Source organism: Prevotella scopos JCM 17725, assembly GCF_018127785.1.
GTDB lineage: Bacteria > Bacteroidota > Bacteroidia > Bacteroidales > Bacteroidaceae > Prevotella > Prevotella scopos.
Map to the genome: position 1 here is coordinate 997,169 of NZ_CP072389.1, position 18,169 is coordinate 1,015,337.

The 18,169-nt window shown below is 41.4% G+C and carries 13 protein-coding genes; 6 read left to right on the forward strand and 7 right to left on the reverse strand.

What is annotated here, in order from left to right; all coding sequences use genetic code 11:
- Positions 1-306: 306 nt before the first annotated feature.
- From nqrF to J4856_RS03855, 6 genes are all read right to left on the reverse strand, one after another.
- Entirely contained in the window at positions 307-1,575 is a 1,269-nt protein-coding gene (nqrF, locus tag J4856_RS03830; protein WP_025839451.1) for an NADH:ubiquinone reductase (Na(+)-transporting) subunit F, read from the reverse strand.
- 7 nt (positions 1,576-1,582) lie between these two features.
- Positions 1,583-2,209 (reverse strand): NADH:ubiquinone reductase (Na(+)-transporting) subunit E, encoded by a 627-nt coding sequence (nqrE, locus tag J4856_RS03835; protein ID WP_025839449.1) that lies wholly within the window; start codon positions 2,207-2,209, stop codon positions 1,583-1,585.
- Positions 2,210-2,211: 2 nt separating this feature from the next.
- The gene (locus tag J4856_RS03840; RefSeq protein ID WP_025839447.1) at positions 2,212-2,841 is read right to left on the reverse strand and encodes an NADH:ubiquinone reductase (Na(+)-transporting) subunit D; all 630 of its coding nucleotides are present in this window, start codon (positions 2,839-2,841) and stop codon (positions 2,212-2,214) included.
- A gap of 27 nt (positions 2,842-2,868) precedes the next feature.
- Positions 2,869-3,582: an NADH:ubiquinone reductase (Na(+)-transporting) subunit C gene (nqrC, locus tag J4856_RS03845; RefSeq protein ID WP_025839444.1), complete on the reverse strand. Its 714-nt coding sequence runs from the start codon at positions 3,580-3,582 to the stop codon at positions 2,869-2,871.
- Between the two features lie 17 nt (positions 3,583-3,599).
- Entirely contained in the window at positions 3,600-4,751 is a 1,152-nt protein-coding gene (locus tag J4856_RS03850) for an NADH:ubiquinone reductase (Na(+)-transporting) subunit B (protein ID WP_025839442.1), read from the reverse strand.
- Between the two features lie 236 nt (positions 4,752-4,987).
- The gene (locus tag J4856_RS03855) at positions 4,988-6,337 is read right to left on the reverse strand and encodes a Na(+)-translocating NADH-quinone reductase subunit A (RefSeq protein WP_065367921.1); all 1,350 of its coding nucleotides are present in this window, start codon (positions 6,335-6,337) and stop codon (positions 4,988-4,990) included.
- Positions 6,338-6,673: 336 nt separating this feature from the next.
- On the opposite strand from J4856_RS03855, the gene J4856_RS03860 reads away from it, so the two are divergent.
- The 6 genes from J4856_RS03860 to J4856_RS03885 all read left to right on the forward strand — a co-directional run bounded on the left by J4856_RS03860 (position 6,674) and on the right by J4856_RS03885 (position 17,012).
- Positions 6,674-11,146, forward strand: a complete 4,473-nt coding sequence (locus tag J4856_RS03860) for a translocation/assembly module TamB domain-containing protein (RefSeq protein ID WP_025839440.1) — start codon at positions 6,674-6,676, stop codon at positions 11,144-11,146.
- Positions 11,147-11,254: 108 nt separating this feature from the next.
- Positions 11,255-13,039 (forward strand): 30S ribosomal protein S1, encoded by a 1,785-nt coding sequence (gene rpsA / locus J4856_RS03865; protein ID WP_025839438.1) that lies wholly within the window; start codon positions 11,255-11,257, stop codon positions 13,037-13,039.
- Between the two features lie 283 nt (positions 13,040-13,322).
- Positions 13,323-14,675 (forward strand): TIGR00341 family protein, encoded by a 1,353-nt coding sequence (locus J4856_RS03870; RefSeq protein ID WP_025839436.1) that lies wholly within the window; start codon positions 13,323-13,325, stop codon positions 14,673-14,675.
- A gap of 342 nt (positions 14,676-15,017) precedes the next feature.
- Entirely contained in the window at positions 15,018-15,323 is a 306-nt protein-coding gene (locus J4856_RS03875; RefSeq protein WP_025839434.1) for a YtxH domain-containing protein, read from the forward strand.
- A gap of 36 nt (positions 15,324-15,359) precedes the next feature.
- The gene (locus J4856_RS03880) at positions 15,360-15,746 is read left to right on the forward strand and encodes a hypothetical protein (protein WP_025839432.1); all 387 of its coding nucleotides are present in this window, start codon (positions 15,360-15,362) and stop codon (positions 15,744-15,746) included.
- 345 nt (positions 15,747-16,091) lie between these two features.
- Positions 16,092-17,012, forward strand: coding sequence for an IS256 family transposase, variant Zn-binding type (locus tag J4856_RS03885; RefSeq protein ID WP_428842426.1), 921 nt, complete (start codon positions 16,092-16,094; stop codon positions 17,010-17,012).
- A gap of 144 nt (positions 17,013-17,156) precedes the next feature.
- Here the strand turns inward: J4856_RS03885 and J4856_RS03890 are convergent, their stop codons facing one another.
- A complete protein-coding gene (locus J4856_RS03890; protein WP_025839889.1) occupies positions 17,157-17,411 on the reverse strand; it encodes a GlsB/YeaQ/YmgE family stress response membrane protein in 255 nt (84 codons plus the stop codon).
- Positions 17,412-18,169 lie beyond the last annotated feature (758 nt).

Genomic DNA, 18,169 nt, shown 5'->3' on the forward strand with positions numbered 1-18,169 from the left:
TATCATTAATAACAGGTAGCAGAACTTCACTATCTTATATAGATTTGCCAATATAGTCCATCAACGAATATGAATCTATATTTACTCATCAGTTATATATCTTCATTGCGTTGGGAAAGTTGTTCTATATTTTATATACTTGGGAACATTTTGCTATCATTGATTCGTTTCGCAATGTCATATATTCTAATAATTATTTTACTCTCTTGTACCCTTTTACCCTTCCAAATAACTCTTTACTTTTCTATCTACAAAAAAGCGAGGAGCCCAATAAGGTTCCTCGCTTTATATGAATAGGATATTGAATTATCCAAAGTTATCGTACATAATTGCATCCTGATCAACACCGATGCTATCAAGATAATCAGTAACAGTCTTGATGAGCATTGGAGGTCCACAGAGATAGTACTCACAATCCTCTGGTGCCTCGTGCTGCTGAAGATACTCATCACGGATGCAGTTTACTGCAAAACCAGTGTAGTATTTCACGCCAGCCTCATCAGCCTTAGGGTCTTGACGGTCGAGTGAGAGGTGGAAATGGAAGTTAGGATATTCCTTCTCAAGTTCCCAGAAGTCTTCAAGGAAGAATGCCTCGCTGAGTGAACGTGCACCATAGAAGAAGTGCATCTCACGGTCACGTGTATGAAGGGTCTTTGTCATGTGCATAATCTGCGCACGCAAAGGAGCCATACCAGCACCACCACCAATCCAAATCATCTCCTTACCAGAAGTGAAGTTAGGATGGAAGTCGCCGTAAGGTCCACTCATCATCACCTTATCACCCTCCTTAAGAGAGAAGATGTAAGTAGAGCCGATACCCGTTGGTACGTTCTGGAAACCAACCTGCGGACGTGGCAGGAATGGAGGTGTTGCAATACGAACAGTCAGTGTGATGATATCACCCTCAGCTGGATAGTTCGCCATAGAGTAAGCACGAACAGTTGGCTCAGGATTCTTTCCCTTCAATGAAAGGAGGTTGAACTGCTTCCAAGGTCCAAGATATTCCTCACCAATATCATTCTTATCGAAGTCCTTGTCATAGTCGATGCAATCGTAAGCAGGAATAGAAATCTGTGCATAAGAACCAGGAACGAAGTCCATGTGCTCACCTGGAGGCAAGGCAACCTTGAACTCCTTGATGAAGCTGGAAACATTCTTGTTTGAGATAACAGTACACTCCCACTCCTTAACGCCCATAACAGACTCAGGAACTTTGAGTGACATATCACCCTTCACCTTACACTGACATCCAAGACGCCAGTGGTCTTTAACTTCCTTACGACTGAAGTGAGGACGCTCAGAATCGAGAATCTCACCGCCACCTTCTGTAACCTGTAGCTTACACTGACCACAGCTACCCTTACCACCACAAGCAGAAGGGAGGAACACGCCGTTCTCATTCAGCGTAGACAGAACTGAGCTACCCTGATCAACGGTCATCTCCTTATCACCGTTAATTGTTATCTTTACCTTTCCGCTTGGACTGAGATACTTCTTAGACACAAGCAGGAGAATCACCAACACAAGGATGGTGATAAGGAATACCACAATACTTATTGTTATGAATTGTCCCATTGTTTACTTAGATTTTAAGACCTGAGAAGCACATCATTGCCATTGCCATCAGTCCTACTGTAATAAATGTGATGCCAAGACCCTGCAAAGGCTTTGGAACATCAGAATATTCCATCTTCTCACGAATAGCACCCATTGCCACGATAGCCAGTGTCCAGCCAAGACCAGAACCAGTACCATAAATGAGAGCGTCCCATACACTACCAATATACTGAGTGCTTGCTGGGTCAAGACCAATACGCTGCTGCATAAAGAGTGATGCACCCATGATGGCACAGTTAACGGCAATCAGCGGAAGGAAGATACCCAACGCACCATAAAGTGAAGGTGAGAACTTCTCAACTGCCATCTCCACAATCTGTACGATACCAGCGATGACAGCGATAAAGAGAATAAAACTAAGATAAGTAAGATCTACTCCCTCTGCAAGACAATCAGGTCCGAGAACCTTTGTCAACAAGAGATAGTTAACAGGAGTGGTAACAAGCAACACGAATGTTACAGCCACACCAAGACCCAATGCAGTTTTTACGCTCTTTGATACTGCAAGGTATGAACACATACCAAGGAAGAACGCAAATATCATATTGTCCACAAAGATGGACCGGAAGAATAAACTAATAAGATGTTCCATAATTACTTCTTGTCTTCTTTATAGAAATATGCACGATGAATCCAAATAACACAACCGAGGAGGATGAGTGCCATAGCAGGCATTGACATCATTCCGTTGTCCATGTAACCAGCGTCATAGAAACTCTGTGGGATAATCTTAAAGCCGAGCAATGAGCCACGACCAAAGAACTCACGAACAGCGCCAACGACAACAAGTATCATAGCGTAACCCAAACCATTACCAACACCATCGAGGAAACTTGGCCAAGGCTTGTTTGTCATAGCGAAGGCCTCAAGACGTCCCATGAGGATACAGTTGGTAATAATCAGTCCAACATAGACAGAAAGCTCTACACTCACATCGTAAGCTACAGCCTTAAGAATCTGACTAACAATCGTTACCAGAGCTGCAACAACCACCAACTGCACGATAATACGAATACGATTAGGGATTGTGTTACGGATAAGTGAAATAATAACATTAGAGAATGCCGTAATAATAGTAACGGCAAGTCCCATAACAATCGCCGGCTTCAGCTGTGAAGTTACGGCAAGGGCAGAACAGATACCGAGCACCTGGACCATAATAGGGTTGTCCAGATTCAGCGGATTGCTGAACACCTCTCTATTTTGTTTTGAGAATAAATCCATATTCTTATTGTTCTAAAGATTAGAATATTATTTGCTGTTCAGGAATTTAACGTAAGGTTGAAGTCCGCCCTTGTCTGCGTGGAACATCTCTGTTACACCATTACTGGTAAGTGTTGCGCCAGTGACAGCATCCACCTGTGTAGATGCATCCTCGACTTTCTTCTCAACAGCAAGCGCTACCTTCTGCGTATCGTTACCTTTGAAGAGGTGCTTACCTTTGAACAAATCCTGCCATGCCTTGTTGTCCTTGATTTCAGCACCGAGACCAGCTGTCTCACTCTCGTGGTTGAAGTAAGCACCGAAGACGGTTCGCTTATCACCATTGATAGCGATGAAGCCATTGATAGGACCCCAAAGACCATTACCATAAACAGGGATAACATACTTATCCTGACCATCTACCTTACAACGGAACAGAGCGAGCTTGCCTTCTTTGGCATCCTTACTATTCAACTTAAAGCCGGCATCAACGCCACCCTGCTTTCCAGCCTCAACGACCTTACCATCAGCATTGATAATGTCATCAGCCACGATAATCTTCTTCCAAAGCTCAACAGCCTCCTCGTTGCTCATATCACGATTCTGATTGAGCGCAAAGAGAATCTGCTTCTGCTGATCAAGCTGCACATTAGCATCCTGCATCGGCTTCAATGCTTGGAATACGAAAGCAAGCAAAAAGGCTATAATCAGCACAAGGATGGCAGAATAGATAATTGTATAAGAATTACTATTTGTTTTCATTTCTTCGTCCTCCTTATTTATTTAGCACGTTTTGCGCGCTTGCTGATGTTTGACTGAACTACACAATAGTCGATGAGTGGGGCAAACATATTGCCGAAGAGGATGGCGAGCATCATACCTTCTGGATAACCTGGGTTCATCACACGGATAATGATTGCCATTGCACCGATGAAGAAGCCATACACCCACTTACCTGTCTCTGTACGTGCGGATGTCACTGGGTCGGTTGCCATGAAGACTGCACCGAAGCAGAAACCACCTAAGACGAGGTGCTCATACCACTGAATTGGTGTTGCACCCGTTGACTGGAAGAGAACGCCCATCACAGTACCACCGAGGAAGACGCTTAACATTGTCTTCCAACTGGCAATGTTCGTCCAAAGAAGGATGACAGCACCGATAGCGATAGCGATTACTGAGGTCTCACCAACTGAACCTGGAATAAGACCAACAATCATATCGCAGATAGAAGTGTTTACCGTTGTTCCCTGCGCTATCTCGCCCAATGGGGTTGCCATAGTGAAACCGTCAGGCAGGTTATAGCCAAGTCCAAAAATTGATTCACGTGCTACCCAGATGCTATCACCCGTCATCTTACTCGGATAAGAGAAGAAGAGGAAGGCACGTGCAGCCAAGGCAACATTAAAGAGGTTCATACCTGTTCCACCAAAGATTTCCTTCGTGAAAATTACCGCAAAGGCTACTGCAAGAACGAGTATCCAAAGTGGTGTGGTAACAGGGATTATCAATGGAATCAGAATACCTGATACAAGGTAACCTTCCTGTATCTCCTCACCCTTCATCTGCGCCCAAGCAAACTCAATGCCCAGACCAACAATGTAAGACACGAGAATCTTTGGTAACAGCGCAAGCAGACCATAAAGGAACATACCCCAGCAAGTAGCATCACCCAACTTGCCAGCTGCTAAAGCATTCTGATAACCGATATTATACATACCGAAGAGCATAGCAGGTACTACTGCCAGTACAACTATACTCATAATTCGCTTCGAATCAATTGCGTCGTGGATAGAAGTTCCGCTCTTTGATGTCTCGTTAGGAACATAAAGGAACGTCTCGAAACCATCATAGACACTCTTGAAAGCATGAAGCTTTCCGCCCTTCTCAAAGTTTGGGCGTATCTTATCGAGATAATTTCTTAAACTCATATTATTTTTATTATAGGGTTCTTAAAGTCCAAGTTTCTGTTTCCAGAATGATTACAAAGCCTTTGTAATGTTATTACAAGACCTTTGTACAACTATTACAAAGCGTTTGTAATACGTTAAAAAGGCATTGGCAACATTCTTGTAGGTCCATAACCGATTATCGACTGACTGCTGATAACATTCTGAGAAACTTTATTTGAAACTATAGTTAAAGTTATTGTGGGCTCATCAGACCCCTATGAATTCTCTTTTCTAAGGATATCCAAGCCTTCACGAACAATCTTCTGTAAAGGTAACTTGGAACTGTCAACGAACTCAGCAAGTGCAAAGTCCTCTGGACTTACCTCATAAATACCCAACTGCTCTTGGCTGTCGATATTGCCAGCGATGATTGACTTGATAAGGTACTCGCCATAAATATCCATTGGCAACACTCTGTCGTACTCACCACTCATAATCATGTGACGTTCGCCACCCTTGACACGAGCATCGAGGTTGTAAGCCTTCTTACCCTGCAACCAGCTGAAATAGCTATGTGAAGTTGAGAAGTCATTGAAACGAGGAAGCATCCAACCGAAGATTTCGTGTACATCATCACCCTCAGGAATCAATGTTACCTCAGAGGTATGTGCGCCGAGTACGGTCTCGTCATTAGCGATAACGCCAGTGAGAGGATTACCATTGAGGATACGAACGTTGCAACCATCAGCGATATTATCAGCAAGAATCTGCTTCAGAGGCGTACCAACGAGCGCATCAACATAACCCGTCTGCTTCACCATGCTACCTGCAACGGCAACACGACGTGTGAGGTTCACCTTGCCCGTATTGAACAAACGACCGAAAAAGATAACAGCTGTTGGTTCAACCGTCCATACCACTTCACCCTTGTTAACAGGGTCAAGATGGTTAACCTGTACGCCAACATTACCTGCTGGACAAGGACCATCAAACACTACGACCTCAACATCGTTTGCTTCTGTCAGCGCACCCGCTGTCTGCTTAGCACCAATACCCAAATAAACCTTTGCAATCTTGGCGAGAGCAGTCAAACCAATCTGGAAGTCGTATTCCTGACCTTTCAACTCAAACTCAAAGTCGCCTTGCAAAGGTTTATCACGAAGTGCAGACACGAAGATGGCCTTTGGCGCTGTGTCTGGACGTGTAGCAACTGCGTAAGGAAGCTGATTGATATAACCAAACAAGCCCGCTTGCAACAATGAAGCCTTAACGTCATCAGCAGACATACCTGCCAAGCTCTTCACGCCGAAGTCAGCATACTCCTGCTGCTCATCAGCAGCAACCTTTACACGCAACACCTTACGTCTGTCTCCGCGCTCAATGGCTGTGACTGTACCACTCACAGGAGAAGCGAAGCTAACTTCAGTGCACCCTTTGTCAACAAACAATGGGTCACCAGCTCGGACATGGTCACCTTCACGAACAACCACCTTAGGTGTCAGGCCTGGGAAATCATCTGGAACCAAAGCGTATTCCATAGCCGATTTCACAGGTAACATCTGTTCCTGTGCGCGTCCTGTAAGGTTAATGTCTAAGCCCTTTCGTAACTTAATTACATTTGCCATAACAATGATAATGCGATTTATTTTATATTATTTCATTCTACTTTTTTAGTCGTAAATAAGCTATTCAGACATAAGATAAACAATCCTTTACTTTACCGAGCGTAGCTTATTTTCTGCAAAAATAATGCAAGCGAGTGCAAAGAAAAGTTACTTTCAATTTGCCGAGCGTAGCTTATTTTCTGACAAAAATAATGCAAGCGAGCGCAAAGAAAAGTTACTTTCAATTTGCCGAGCGTAGCTTATTTTCTGCAAATATAGCAATTTTTAAGCGGATTTGGCACATTTCAACATAATAATTTCAGTATAAAACGTTTTTTTATTAGTTTTGTAAACGCATTGAAGAAACTCAGGACAACTATACGGTGGGTTATATGGACTATAGCGGGTCTTTATTTAACCGCAATCGTACTGCTGCACATACCAGTAGTACAGGATTTTCTTGCCCAAAAAGTAGGTAACCTTGCAGGTGATAAACTAGGTACTGAAGTACATGTAGGGCGCATTGATTTAGGCTTCATCAACCGCTTTGTTTTAGACGACATCCTCATCTATGACCAAAGTCATAAGAAGATGCTATCAGCATCACGCATCGGTGCAAGAGTTGACATCTGGCATCTTCTCCGAACAGGAGAGATAAACATATCCTCTGCACAGATTTTTGGCTTACAAGCTGAGCTCTACAAAACAAGCAAAGATGCCAAACCAAACTTCCAATTTGCATTGGACTCATTGGCTTCCAAAGACACGACCAGTCACACGCCTTTGCACTTATCCATCAATAGTCTTGTTGTCCGTCATGGTAGCATCAAATACGATTGTATGGATGCACCCACGACACCTAACAGACTGAATCTGAACCATATCAACCTCACAAACATCTCGTCTTATATCATCCTTCACAAATTGGATGACACGAGCGTATGGGCAAACTTGAGGTCATTGGCCTTTAAGGAGGCATCAGGTTTAGAGGTCAAGCAGTTAGCCTTTGATTTAAACGCCAATCAAAAGCAAGCCAACCTGCGTAACTTTGTTTACGAAGGAACAAATAGTAAGATTACTTTAAAAGCCTTACTTACGACCTATAAGTTCAACGACAAGAAGTTGGACATCAATACCTTACGCTATGACCTTCAGAGCCTAAAAGCCCAAGTAAAACCATCCGATTTCGTCCCACTTCTCCCCGAATTAAGAACTATAACAACAAACTATACAGCTGCGATTGACGCAAAGGGTACGAACCAATCAGTAGTAGTAAAGCAACTCAACATTTCTGACCCATCCTTTTCAACCCACATAAAGGCAAACGGATGGATAAAAAACATTCAGGAGAAGCCTACATGGGACTTCACATTCAGCCCTTTAAAGGTAAACAAGAATACGCTTCTTGCCATTGCGAAAGTTGCGCATCAGTCTCTCCCTAAACCTTTGAGTAACATCGGTAATATCAACTATCGTGGTAGCTTCGCGCACAGCATGAATAAGTATTCTGCAAAAGGATTGCTCAACACGGAAGCCGGAAACGTCCAACTAGCGACGACCATTCATGGAAAGAACATCCAAGGGACTATCAACACAACCGACTTAAACCTTGCAAAGGTACTTGACAACAACGATTTTGGAACAGTAAACACAAACATTAAGGTGGAAGGAAATACTGACCTCACGTTAATCATTGCTAGGGGTGACGTTTCCTCTTTTTATTATAAAGGTTATACCTACAAGAACATCCACCTTGACGGAAGCTACAAGAATGATATTCTGACAGGAAAAGCCGCAATCCATGACCCGAATGGAAAGCTTGATATTGACGGAAAGGCTGCCAATATCATGGCTTTCATACAACAGAAAGGAAAACTATCTACCAACGTCACAATTACCGCTGATGCGGTCAACCTACATAAACTACAGCTGACAGAGGCTTTGGGCAACCGAACGATTTCGTTTACATCCAAGATAAAAGGACAGGGCAGAAGTCTGAATGACGTCATCGGCAACCTTGACGTGAAGAATTTTACGATGATTGGCGAAGGTCAGAACATCACGCTGAACCAAGTAAATATCAATGCCAACAACGGACTTCTAGGTAAATCGCTCGATGCACAAACTGACTTTGGAGAGCTACACCTCGTGGGGCAATACGACTACGAGGCACTCCCACAAAGTATCATGCGAACCTTAGAACATTATTTACCAAGTCTTATCCAGGCAAAATCGCAATATCCGTTATCGTATGGAAAGGCAAACTATGCCTTCACCTTGCGCTTGAATGATACGAAACTGCTGAACAGTCTGCTTAAAACACCGATCACCTCTTCACATGCTATGAGACTAACGGGTATTGTTCGTGAGCGGCAGCATGAACTTGACTTGAACGTCAACGCCCCCGACGTGACCTACAAAGGACAGCAGATAAAGAAACTTCTGCTGAACATTAACAGTGAGCCGCAAGGCTTAGTTACGACCATCTCTGCCGAACGAAAGGGAGAGCAAGGTCCACATATTCTTATCAATGCACAAGGACTTATCGCCGACAACACAATCAGTTCAGACATTTCTTTCCGCATACCAGGACTAGCTCCTATATATGGGAACATCAATAGTGAGGCATCCTTCTCACGCCTTCATGGCGACTTAAAGACACGCTTGCATCTCAATCCATCAAAGATTAACTTTGACTCTATAACCCTGCAAGTGCAACCATCCGATATTTCATATCATCGGAACTATCTCACCATCGATCACTTTGAACTTTCTAACAACAATCAGCATATCATCGCCAACGGACAGACCTCTGGTAATCAGAACGATTCCATCCTTGTAAGATTCAAGGATGTCAATGTTCCATACATTCTCAACCTCGTCAATTTTCATAGCGTTTCGTTTGCTGGAACCGCCTCAGGTATCGCTTCTATCAAGTCATTCTTCCATCATCCACTGTTGCAAGCGAAGCTTGAAGTGCAAAACTTCCAGTTTGAAAATGGTGACTTGGGAACTCTTTATGCTGATGCAAACTACAATGACAAAGAAGGTAAAATAAACATCGACGCTTACGCAGATGGCGGTGATGGAACGCGCACAGATATAAAGGGATATGTTGATATTAAGAAAAGCTATATCAACCTTCCAATCTTTGCAAATAACTCACACCTCTACTTCCTCAAAACCTTCTGTGGCTCCTTTATGGATAACATTGAAATACAGGGAAATGGCTGGTGTAAGGTCATCGGACCTCTTAGTGCCATCAACCTTGAAGGCGATATGCAGGTGAACGGAAGTGTACATGTAATGCCTATTGGCGTTACCTATACCATGCGGGACGCACGTGTACGTATCATTCCAAACGAGATTATCTTTGGCAATGACACCATCACCGACTCAAAAGGAAATATTGGTATCGTAACAGGTGGGCTACATCATACAAATCTTACCCACCTTACGTACGACATCAATATCTTCGCACGGAATCTCTTAAGCTATAACTTCCCAAAGAAGCTGGGTAAGGAGTCATTCTGGGGTATGGTATATGCAACTGGTAAATGTAATATAAAAGGTGAACCCGGTTCAACAACCATGAATATTGACGTGAAGCCTGAAAAGAACACCTATATAACATACGATGCTTCATTGACGAACGATGCTGGCACAAACAACTTCATAAGATGGATTAACTTACCAAAGGATAGTACGGGCGTATTAATCCCAGAAGCTGCTGACACCCTTAGTTTTGCAGCCAAACCCGCTCCAAAGAAGAATAACACCAAAATCGACTTCGACGATATCCCAAGCGACCTGCATATCAACTGCCTCGTTCGGACGAACCCAAATCTTACACTGGGTGTGCTGCTTGATGATGCAACAGGTGATAACATCCGCCTGAATGGTTCCGGAATCATCCGTGCCACCTATTATAATAAGGGAGCCTTCCAGCTATTTGGAAACTACAACGTGGAGTATGGACAATACAATCTTACGATTCAGAACATAATCAAGAAGCAGTTTGTCTTCCAGCCAGGTTCAACCATCGCCTTCGGTGGCGACCCTTTCAACGCAGCATTGAACCTGAAAGCCAATTACTTCATCAACTCTGTACCATTGGGCGACCTCGGGTTGGGAAGGTCGTTCACAGCGAATAACACGAAGGTGAACTGTCTGCTAAACATTGAAGGTACGCCAGGCGCACCGACAGTCTCATTCGGTCTCGATCTACCAACGCTCTCCCCTGATGCACAACAGATGATACACTCAATCCTCAACTCTGAGCAGGAACTTAACCAGCAAGTACTTTACTTACTGGCTGTTGGACGTTTCTATCCACAGAGCAACAATAACAATACGGCACGAAACAGTGGGTCGCCAAGTCGTACGTCACTAGCCATGCAGAGCCTTCTTTCTGGTACGATTTCACAACAAATCAACACCGTCCTGTCCAATGTTGTGAAGGACAACAACTGGAACTTTGGTGCAAACATTGCGACAGGTAATGAAGGCTTCGACAATGCAGAATACGAAGGATTACTCTCAGGAAGTATGCTTAACAACCGCTTACTCTTTAATGGACAGTTCGGTTATCGTAACAATGTAGCCAAGGACAAAGCCTCCTTCATCGGCGATTTCGACATCCGTTACCTCCTCTTCCCTAGCGGAAACGTAGCCTTCCACGTCTATAACCAGACGAACGACCGTTACTTTACACGTAACTCATTGACAACGCAGGGTATAGGCTTGATACTAAAGAAAGATTTCAACAGACTGAGTGATATCTTTGGAAGCAGAAAGAAAAAAACAAAAAAAGAGAAACAAAAGCACTAATATACAGAATATTATTCGTAACTTTGCACCCGTTATGGGTGGATTGTACCCATTTCAAAGGCAATATAAAGTCGAACTTTATTAATTAAATTATTTTTTAAACACTTTATGACAAATTTCAAAGACGTCCAGAATGTACAGCCTTTAGCTGACTTCAACTGGGATGAGTTCGAGAACGGCTCACATGCCGAGGCAAGTAAGAACGATCTTACAAAGGCTTATGACGAAACTCTTAACAAGATCCAGGAGCATCAGGTAGTTGAAGGTACTGTTATTTCAGTTGACAAGAAGGAAGTAGTTGTTAACATCGGCTACAAGAGCGATGGTATCATCCCTGCTTCTGAATTCCGTTACAACCCAGAGCTCAAGGCTGGTGACAAGGTAGAGGTTTATGTTGAGAACCAAGAGGACAAGCGTGGTCAGCTCGTTCTTTCTCACAAGAAGGCACGCCTCCAGAAGAGCTGGGAGAATATCAACAAGGCACTGGAGAACGACGAGGTTATCCAGGGTTACATCAAGAGCCGCACTAAGGGTGGTATGATTGTTGACGTATTCGGTATCGAGGCATTCCTTCCAGGCAGCCAGATTGACGTTCACCCTATACGCGACTACGACGTATTCGTTGGTAAGACAATGGAGTTCAAGGTTGTTAAGATCAACCAGGAGTTCCGTAACGTAGTCGTTTCACACAAGGCACTCATCGAGGCTGAGCTTGAGGCACAGCGTAAGGAGATCATTTCTCACCTTGAGAAGGGTCAGATCCTCGAGGGTACCGTTAAGAATATCACCTCTTATGGTGTATTCGTTGACCTCGGTGGTGTTGACGGACTCGTACATATCACTGACCTCTCTTGGGGCCGTGTAAGCGATCCACACGAGGTTGTTGCACTTGACCAGAAGATTAACGTTGTTATCCTCGACTTCGATGAGGAGAAGAAACGTATCGCTCTCGGTATCAAGCAGCTCACTCAGCACCCATGGGATTCACTGGATCCAAACCTCAAGGTTGGTGACCACGTGAAGGGTAAGGTAGTTGTTATGGCTGACTATGGTGCATTCGTTGAGATTCAGCCAGGCGTTGAGGGCTTGATCCACGTTTCAGAGATGAGCTGGAGCCAGCACTTGCGTTCTGCACAGGAATTCATGAAGGTGGGTGACGAAGTTGAGGCAGTAATCCTCACACTCGACCGCGACGAGCGTAAGATGTCTCTCGGCATCAAGCAGCTTAAGGAAGACCCATGGGAGTCTATCGAGGTTAAGTACCCTGTAGGTTCTAAGCACATTGCTAAGGTTCGCAACTTCACTAATTTCGGTATCTTCGTAGAGCTTGAGGAAGGTGTTGATGGTCTTATCCATATCAGCGACCTCTCTTGGACTAAGAAAGTTAAGCATCCATCAGAGTTCACCTCACAGGGTTCAGAGATTGAGGTTGTTGTTCTCGAAATCGACAAGGAGAATCGTCGTTTGAGCCTTGGTCACAAGCAGCTCGAGACAAATCCTTGGGATGAGTACGAGGCAATCTACACTCCTGGTTCTGTCCACGAGGGTAAGATTACTGAGGTTATGGACAAGGGTGCCGTTATCACACTCGCTGAGGGTGGTGAAGGCTTCGCAACTCCAAAGCACCTTGTTAAGCCAGACGGCACACAGGCACAGCTTGGTGAGGTTCTCCCATTCATGGTAATCGAGTTCGTTAAGGACACTAAGCGTATCATCCTTTCTCACTCTCGTACATTTGAGGATGTTAAGGAAGAGCCACGTCGCCAGCGTCCAGCAAGCCAGAACAAGCCAAAGAATGACGCAGCTGCTATCAACAACGTTGCTGCTGGTACATCTCTCGGTGACCTCGGTGTTCTCGCTGACTTGAAGAAGAAGATGGAGGGTGGCAAGTAATTTACACTCTAAAATCTAACATAAATAAAAAGAGTATCAAGTTTTCTTGGTACTCTTTTTTTATTCTCATAGCTCCTTGTTGATCAGAACACCTATTCATATATAGGACTATCGTAATTGCATATCGGCTGTGCACTACAACGGAGCCTTATCTTTACCAATCTTGTTCTTATGTGAAACGAAAAGAATGTACGCTCACAAACACCAGCCCACTCCCTAATAGTTAATCAAGAAATTGCTTGAAACGTTCCATTAAATTTAGTATCTTTGCAAAAAAAACAAAATGCAGGAAAATAACAATCAAACTTTATGGCAGATAATTAAGCGTTATTTCAATGTCTTACCTGACAAAGACGGCGAAAAATATGTTATTAAACAAATAACTAATGGCATCAACTTTCAAGGTTCTAATCTCTGGATACTTATCTTTGCCGTATTTATTGCATCCTTAGGCTTAAATGTCAATTCAACAGCAGTAATTATTGGTGCTATGCTCATCTCTCCACTGATGGGACCAATCATCGGTATGGGATTAGCTCTTGGAATTGCTGACTTGGACTTGTTCAAACAATCCATAAAAAACTATTTGGTAAGTACATTCATTAGCGTTGTTACTGCAACAATCTACTTTACACTTTCACCTATCACGGATGCTCAATCCGAACTCTTAGCACGCACATCGCCTACCCTTTATGACGTATTGATAGCTCTTTTTGGTGGTGCTGCTGGATTCTTAGCTACGTCAACAAAAGGAAGAAACAACGTGGTGCCGGGTGTTGCCATTGCCACAGCCTTAATGCCACCACTTTGTACAGCAGGTTATGGACTGGCTGTACAAAACACATCCTACTTCTTTGGGGCATTTTACCTTTATTTCATCAATACTGTTTTCATTGCTTTTACAACCTGCGTAGGTGTACGCTTTCTGCATTTTCATAGAAAGCAGTTTATCAATCGTGAAAAAATGAGACGAGTAAATCTTTACATCGTCAGCATTATCATTATCACAATTATCCCTGCAAGCTACATGACATGGAACATCATTAAGCAAAGTGTATTTGAAAATAACATAGAGAATTTCGTTACAAAGGAACTTAATTATAGCGGAACAAACATTCTCTCACACCAATACGACCTAAAAACCAAAACCCTCCATGTGGTAGCGGTGGGCAATCCGATATCAACTGATTCGATAGCTAAAGCACAAAAAGCGATGACTAATTATCAGCTTGATGGCTACGCACTAAAGGTGATACAAGGATCTAACTCTGATAGCTTATTACTCTTACAGCACAAGAATAAAGGTCAGTTGATGGTAGGAGAAAAGAATACGGCTGAATGGCAAGAACTTGCATATAGAAATGATGTATTACAGAAGCAGCTAAACTCATACACGCATTATCCTGTACTTGCAAACGACATGAAAGAAGAACTTAAAGTCGTATGCCCCGAAGCAAAGAGTATTATGCTTTCGAAAGCATCTGAGTCTTTCGTTGATTCTGCCTCAATAAAAAATCACATCGTGGCTATAATCAAAACAAACAAGACACTTGCCAAAGACAACAGAAAACAGCTTTATGACTGGCTGAAAGTGAAAGTCAAATCTGACAGCCTTGAACTAATTATTTTACCATAATAATAGTACTATACAAGAGTAAGAAATACCAAACCATCACGGGTTTGGTATTTTTTTTATACTTACATACATAAACAAAAACACTAAAATTGAATGTAGAAGATAGTTATATAGACTTGACTTTTTTGTAAAAATTGTATTGCTATCAAGTAAACATTGTTTTTAAAAGGCGCTGATAGTGATTTTTATTAATATATAAAATATTATCACAATAACCATGAGATAATGTTATTCTTTATAAAATTACCACACAATTCTCACATCAATATTGCTTATATCAAATTTATTTATTATATTTACAACGACAGCATATTTTAAACTAAATAAAACATATCTAAGAATATGTCGAAAATTGGAAGCATTTTATTAGGAGTAGCAGCTGGAACAGTTGCAGGTATAGGTGTACTTTTTGTACTTGACAAGGATAAAACCTTATGTAAAAAGAATTCTATAGGCGATAAAGTTGATGAACTAAAAGACCAAATAGATAGTCTTACAAGAAAAATGCGTGATAAATCAATGGAGTTAAAAGGCACTTTAGAAGAAAAGGTTGACAATCTTTTATCAGATTCAGACAGTAAACCTGAAGACCTTGTTAAGCTATTAGAAAAGAAATTAGCGTCATTGAAAGAAAAAGTTAAGAAATAACTTAGCAGATTAGTAACCCTTAAAATCAAATTATTTATGAAAAGAATCTTCAGTTTAGCTACTTTGATTTGTTTATTCATAGTAGCTCTTACTTCAATCTCTTGTAGCAAGACAGATGACCCTGCAGACAATGATATCTTTGTAGGAACATACAAAGGAAGAATCACTTATTTAGGTGATAAAATAAAGAAAAGTGCCGATAATGGTTCTATAACCGTCATTAAGGCAGCTGGTAGCTACTATTTTAGATTTTCAGATGGAATCCCTGACCTTAAAGGCGTAACCTTTAAGAAGGAAGGTGACCACACTTTAGTAAATATCGACTTGAAAGAAGGCGTAAAAATAATTAGAATCAATGCTTCATCATTGAATATTCTATACACTAAAGATGGCAAAATATGGACTGCTAACGGAAAGAGATAGTAGAGAAAAAACATAAGAGAAAAGCCCCGAAATGTATGACATTTCGGGGCTTTCCATTTATTAGATAGAGAGATTTAGAAATAAAAAGTTGATATTAAACCCATATCTACCATTAGACCGCAATATATATATATTTTAACTATGGGAGTATTACCTACCATCTTTATTTTCTTATCAGTTTCTTGTCTGTCTATATAACTCGACATAGTCTGCTATGCCTGCGTTACAAAGCCAAACATCTACTCAATAATAAAACAATGGCCTATATGACAAAAATGTGCTTAAAATCCTTGTAACTATCTAATAATCATTATCTTTGTTTTATTTATATTTTTATGGCAAAAAATCTGCTTTTATTGTGGCTCAAAATCGACTATAAAACGTGGTCATCTTAATGGTAGTCAACGCTGGTATTGTAAGTGCTGTAAGAGGAGCTTTGTTGGACATAATCGCCTTACCAATACCATTGTCAATAATCGTTATTCCAAGGGTAATCTAACAGTCAAAGATCTATCAGAGGAGTACGGAGTTTCAACCAGGACAATTTATAGAAAACTCACCAAATCTTATAAAGAAGAACTTCCCAACCTTCTTGTTCGCCCTGTAGTGGTTTTAATGGATGCCACCTATTGGGGACGTAATTTTGGTGTCGTTATCATGAAGGATTCATTGTCTGGTGATGTACTTTGGTTTAAGTTTATCAATAGGCATGAACGTCTTGAAGACTATAAGGAGGGCATAAGCTACTTGGAGTCACTTGGGTATACCATTCAAGGGCTTGTATGCGATGGTTTTAAGGGACTTAGGCAAGCTTTTCCCAATTATAAATTCCAATTATGCCAGTTCCATCAAGTAATGACTATAAAGACAAAACTAACTTCAAGACCCAAGCTTGAGGCTTCAAAAGAACTGCTTGAATTATCCAAGATGTTATGTCATACGGACAAGGAGTCCTTTATTGGGGCTTTAAAGGAATGGTACACCAAGTGGGAGGATTTTCTTAAGGAACGGACAACAACAGAAGATGGAAAATCACATTATACTCATAAAGCTCTACGTAGTGCTTTTTTGAGCCTTAAAAGGAATATGTCGTCATTGTGGACATACTATGATTACCCTGAATTGAAGATGCCAAATACAAACAATGCCATTGAATCACTCAATGCAGATTTAAAGACAAAATTGAACCTACACAAGGGGATCAGTATGGAAAGAAGAAAGATCTTCATCCAAGACTTTATAAAGTCCCATTCTCCTAAGAAATAAAAGGGGAATGGGAGATTTTAAGCACATTTTTGTCACATAAGAGAAAACGACGCTAAAATAAGCACACTTTTGTCACATAAGCCAAAACAATATATATATAGGCTCTAATAACTTATTTGGGTTAAAACACCCACTTTAGTGTCCTTATTTTTTCTTTCCAAACACAATGTTTAATAAGAATAAAACCACAACAGCACCTATAGCACCTGTGATGATAGAACCAATCCACCCGTCACCAAGTGAAATATGAAGCACCCTTCCTAAAAGCCAAGATCCTACGCCACTTCCAAAAATACCAACAATGATATTTCCAAAAAGTCCTAAACCGCTACCTTTATAGATAAGTCCACCTAACCATCCTGCAATGGCTCCAATAATAAGTGATGCTATAATGCCCATAAGCTTTAAATTTAATGTATAACACAAAGGTAAGAATTTTACCTAAAAATCCAAACAAAAACAAGAGTACTTTCCCTTATACCACAAGCGTATAAAACTTCTTACAAGGTTACTACCTAATCCATACTTGCCAAATTATTACTTTGGAGATAACAATATAGAGTAAACACGTATTAGCTAAACGCTATATTAGTTACGCATAGTAAATCATAGAAGAAAGGTCATAGATAGTTCTGCGTAAATTCCATTATAAAAAAGACTCAACAACTTATCTTAAAACACGCAATAGATTTCGAAAAAACATTACAAACTCAACAGACTATCTCACTTTAAAAGAAAAGAAAATTCATCCTTTTAGTATCTTTACAACAATCTGTTTATCAAGTTATTACAAAATAGCATTTCAAAAGATGCTCTTTAAGCCTTCAAAAGGGCATCTATTGAAGCATTAAAGAGCATCTTTTACCATGCTATTGGGCGTCTTTTAGAAACCAATTAAGCATCAATTGAAAAACACGAGGCAAAGAAAATAAACAAAGTAGGCAAAGAACGAAACTTGCCCCTCTCTCCCCTTTCCTTCGTCTGTTCATCACGACGGGGATGTGAACCCCATGATACACCTACACTAAATTAACCTACGTACATTTTAGCAGCAGCTAAGCAATTACCTTATATCCCTAAAAGATAACATAGTCTTTCCTTAAAAGCTCTTTTTACAAAATATCCCAATGTAACTTTCTGATGACATAAACCTCTAT

What these genes read in the sequence shown, in the direction of transcription:
- nqrF (WP_025839451.1), bottom strand. Translation starts at nt 1,575, where the DNA reads ATGGGACAATTCATAACAATAAGTATTGTGGTATTCCTTATCACCATC.
- nqrE (WP_025839449.1), bottom strand. Translation starts at nt 2,209, where the DNA reads ATGGAACATCTTATTAGTTTATTCTTCCGGTCCATCTTTGTGGACAAT.
- J4856_RS03840 (WP_025839447.1), bottom strand. Translation starts at nt 2,841, where the DNA reads ATGGATTTATTCTCAAAACAAAATAGAGAGGTGTTCAGCAATCCGCTG.
- nqrC (WP_025839444.1), bottom strand. Translation starts at nt 3,582, where the DNA reads ATGAAAACAAATAGTAATTCTTATACAATTATCTATTCTGCCATCCTT.
- J4856_RS03850 (WP_025839442.1), bottom strand. Translation starts at nt 4,751, where the DNA reads ATGAGTTTAAGAAATTATCTCGATAAGATACGCCCAAACTTTGAGAAG.
- J4856_RS03855 (WP_065367921.1), bottom strand. Translation starts at nt 6,337, where the DNA reads ATGGCAAATGTAATTAAGTTACGAAAGGGCTTAGACATTAACCTTACA.
- rpsA (WP_025839438.1), top strand. Translation starts at nt 11,255, where the DNA reads ATGACAAATTTCAAAGACGTCCAGAATGTACAGCCTTTAGCTGACTTC.
- J4856_RS03870 (WP_025839436.1), top strand. Translation starts at nt 13,323, where the DNA reads ATGCAGGAAAATAACAATCAAACTTTATGGCAGATAATTAAGCGTTAT.
- J4856_RS03875 (WP_025839434.1), top strand. Translation starts at nt 15,018, where the DNA reads ATGTCGAAAATTGGAAGCATTTTATTAGGAGTAGCAGCTGGAACAGTT.
- J4856_RS03880 (WP_025839432.1), top strand. Translation starts at nt 15,360, where the DNA reads ATGAAAAGAATCTTCAGTTTAGCTACTTTGATTTGTTTATTCATAGTA.
- J4856_RS03890 (WP_025839889.1), bottom strand. Translation starts at nt 17,411, where the DNA reads ATGGGCATTATAGCATCACTTATTATTGGAGCCATTGCAGGATGGTTA.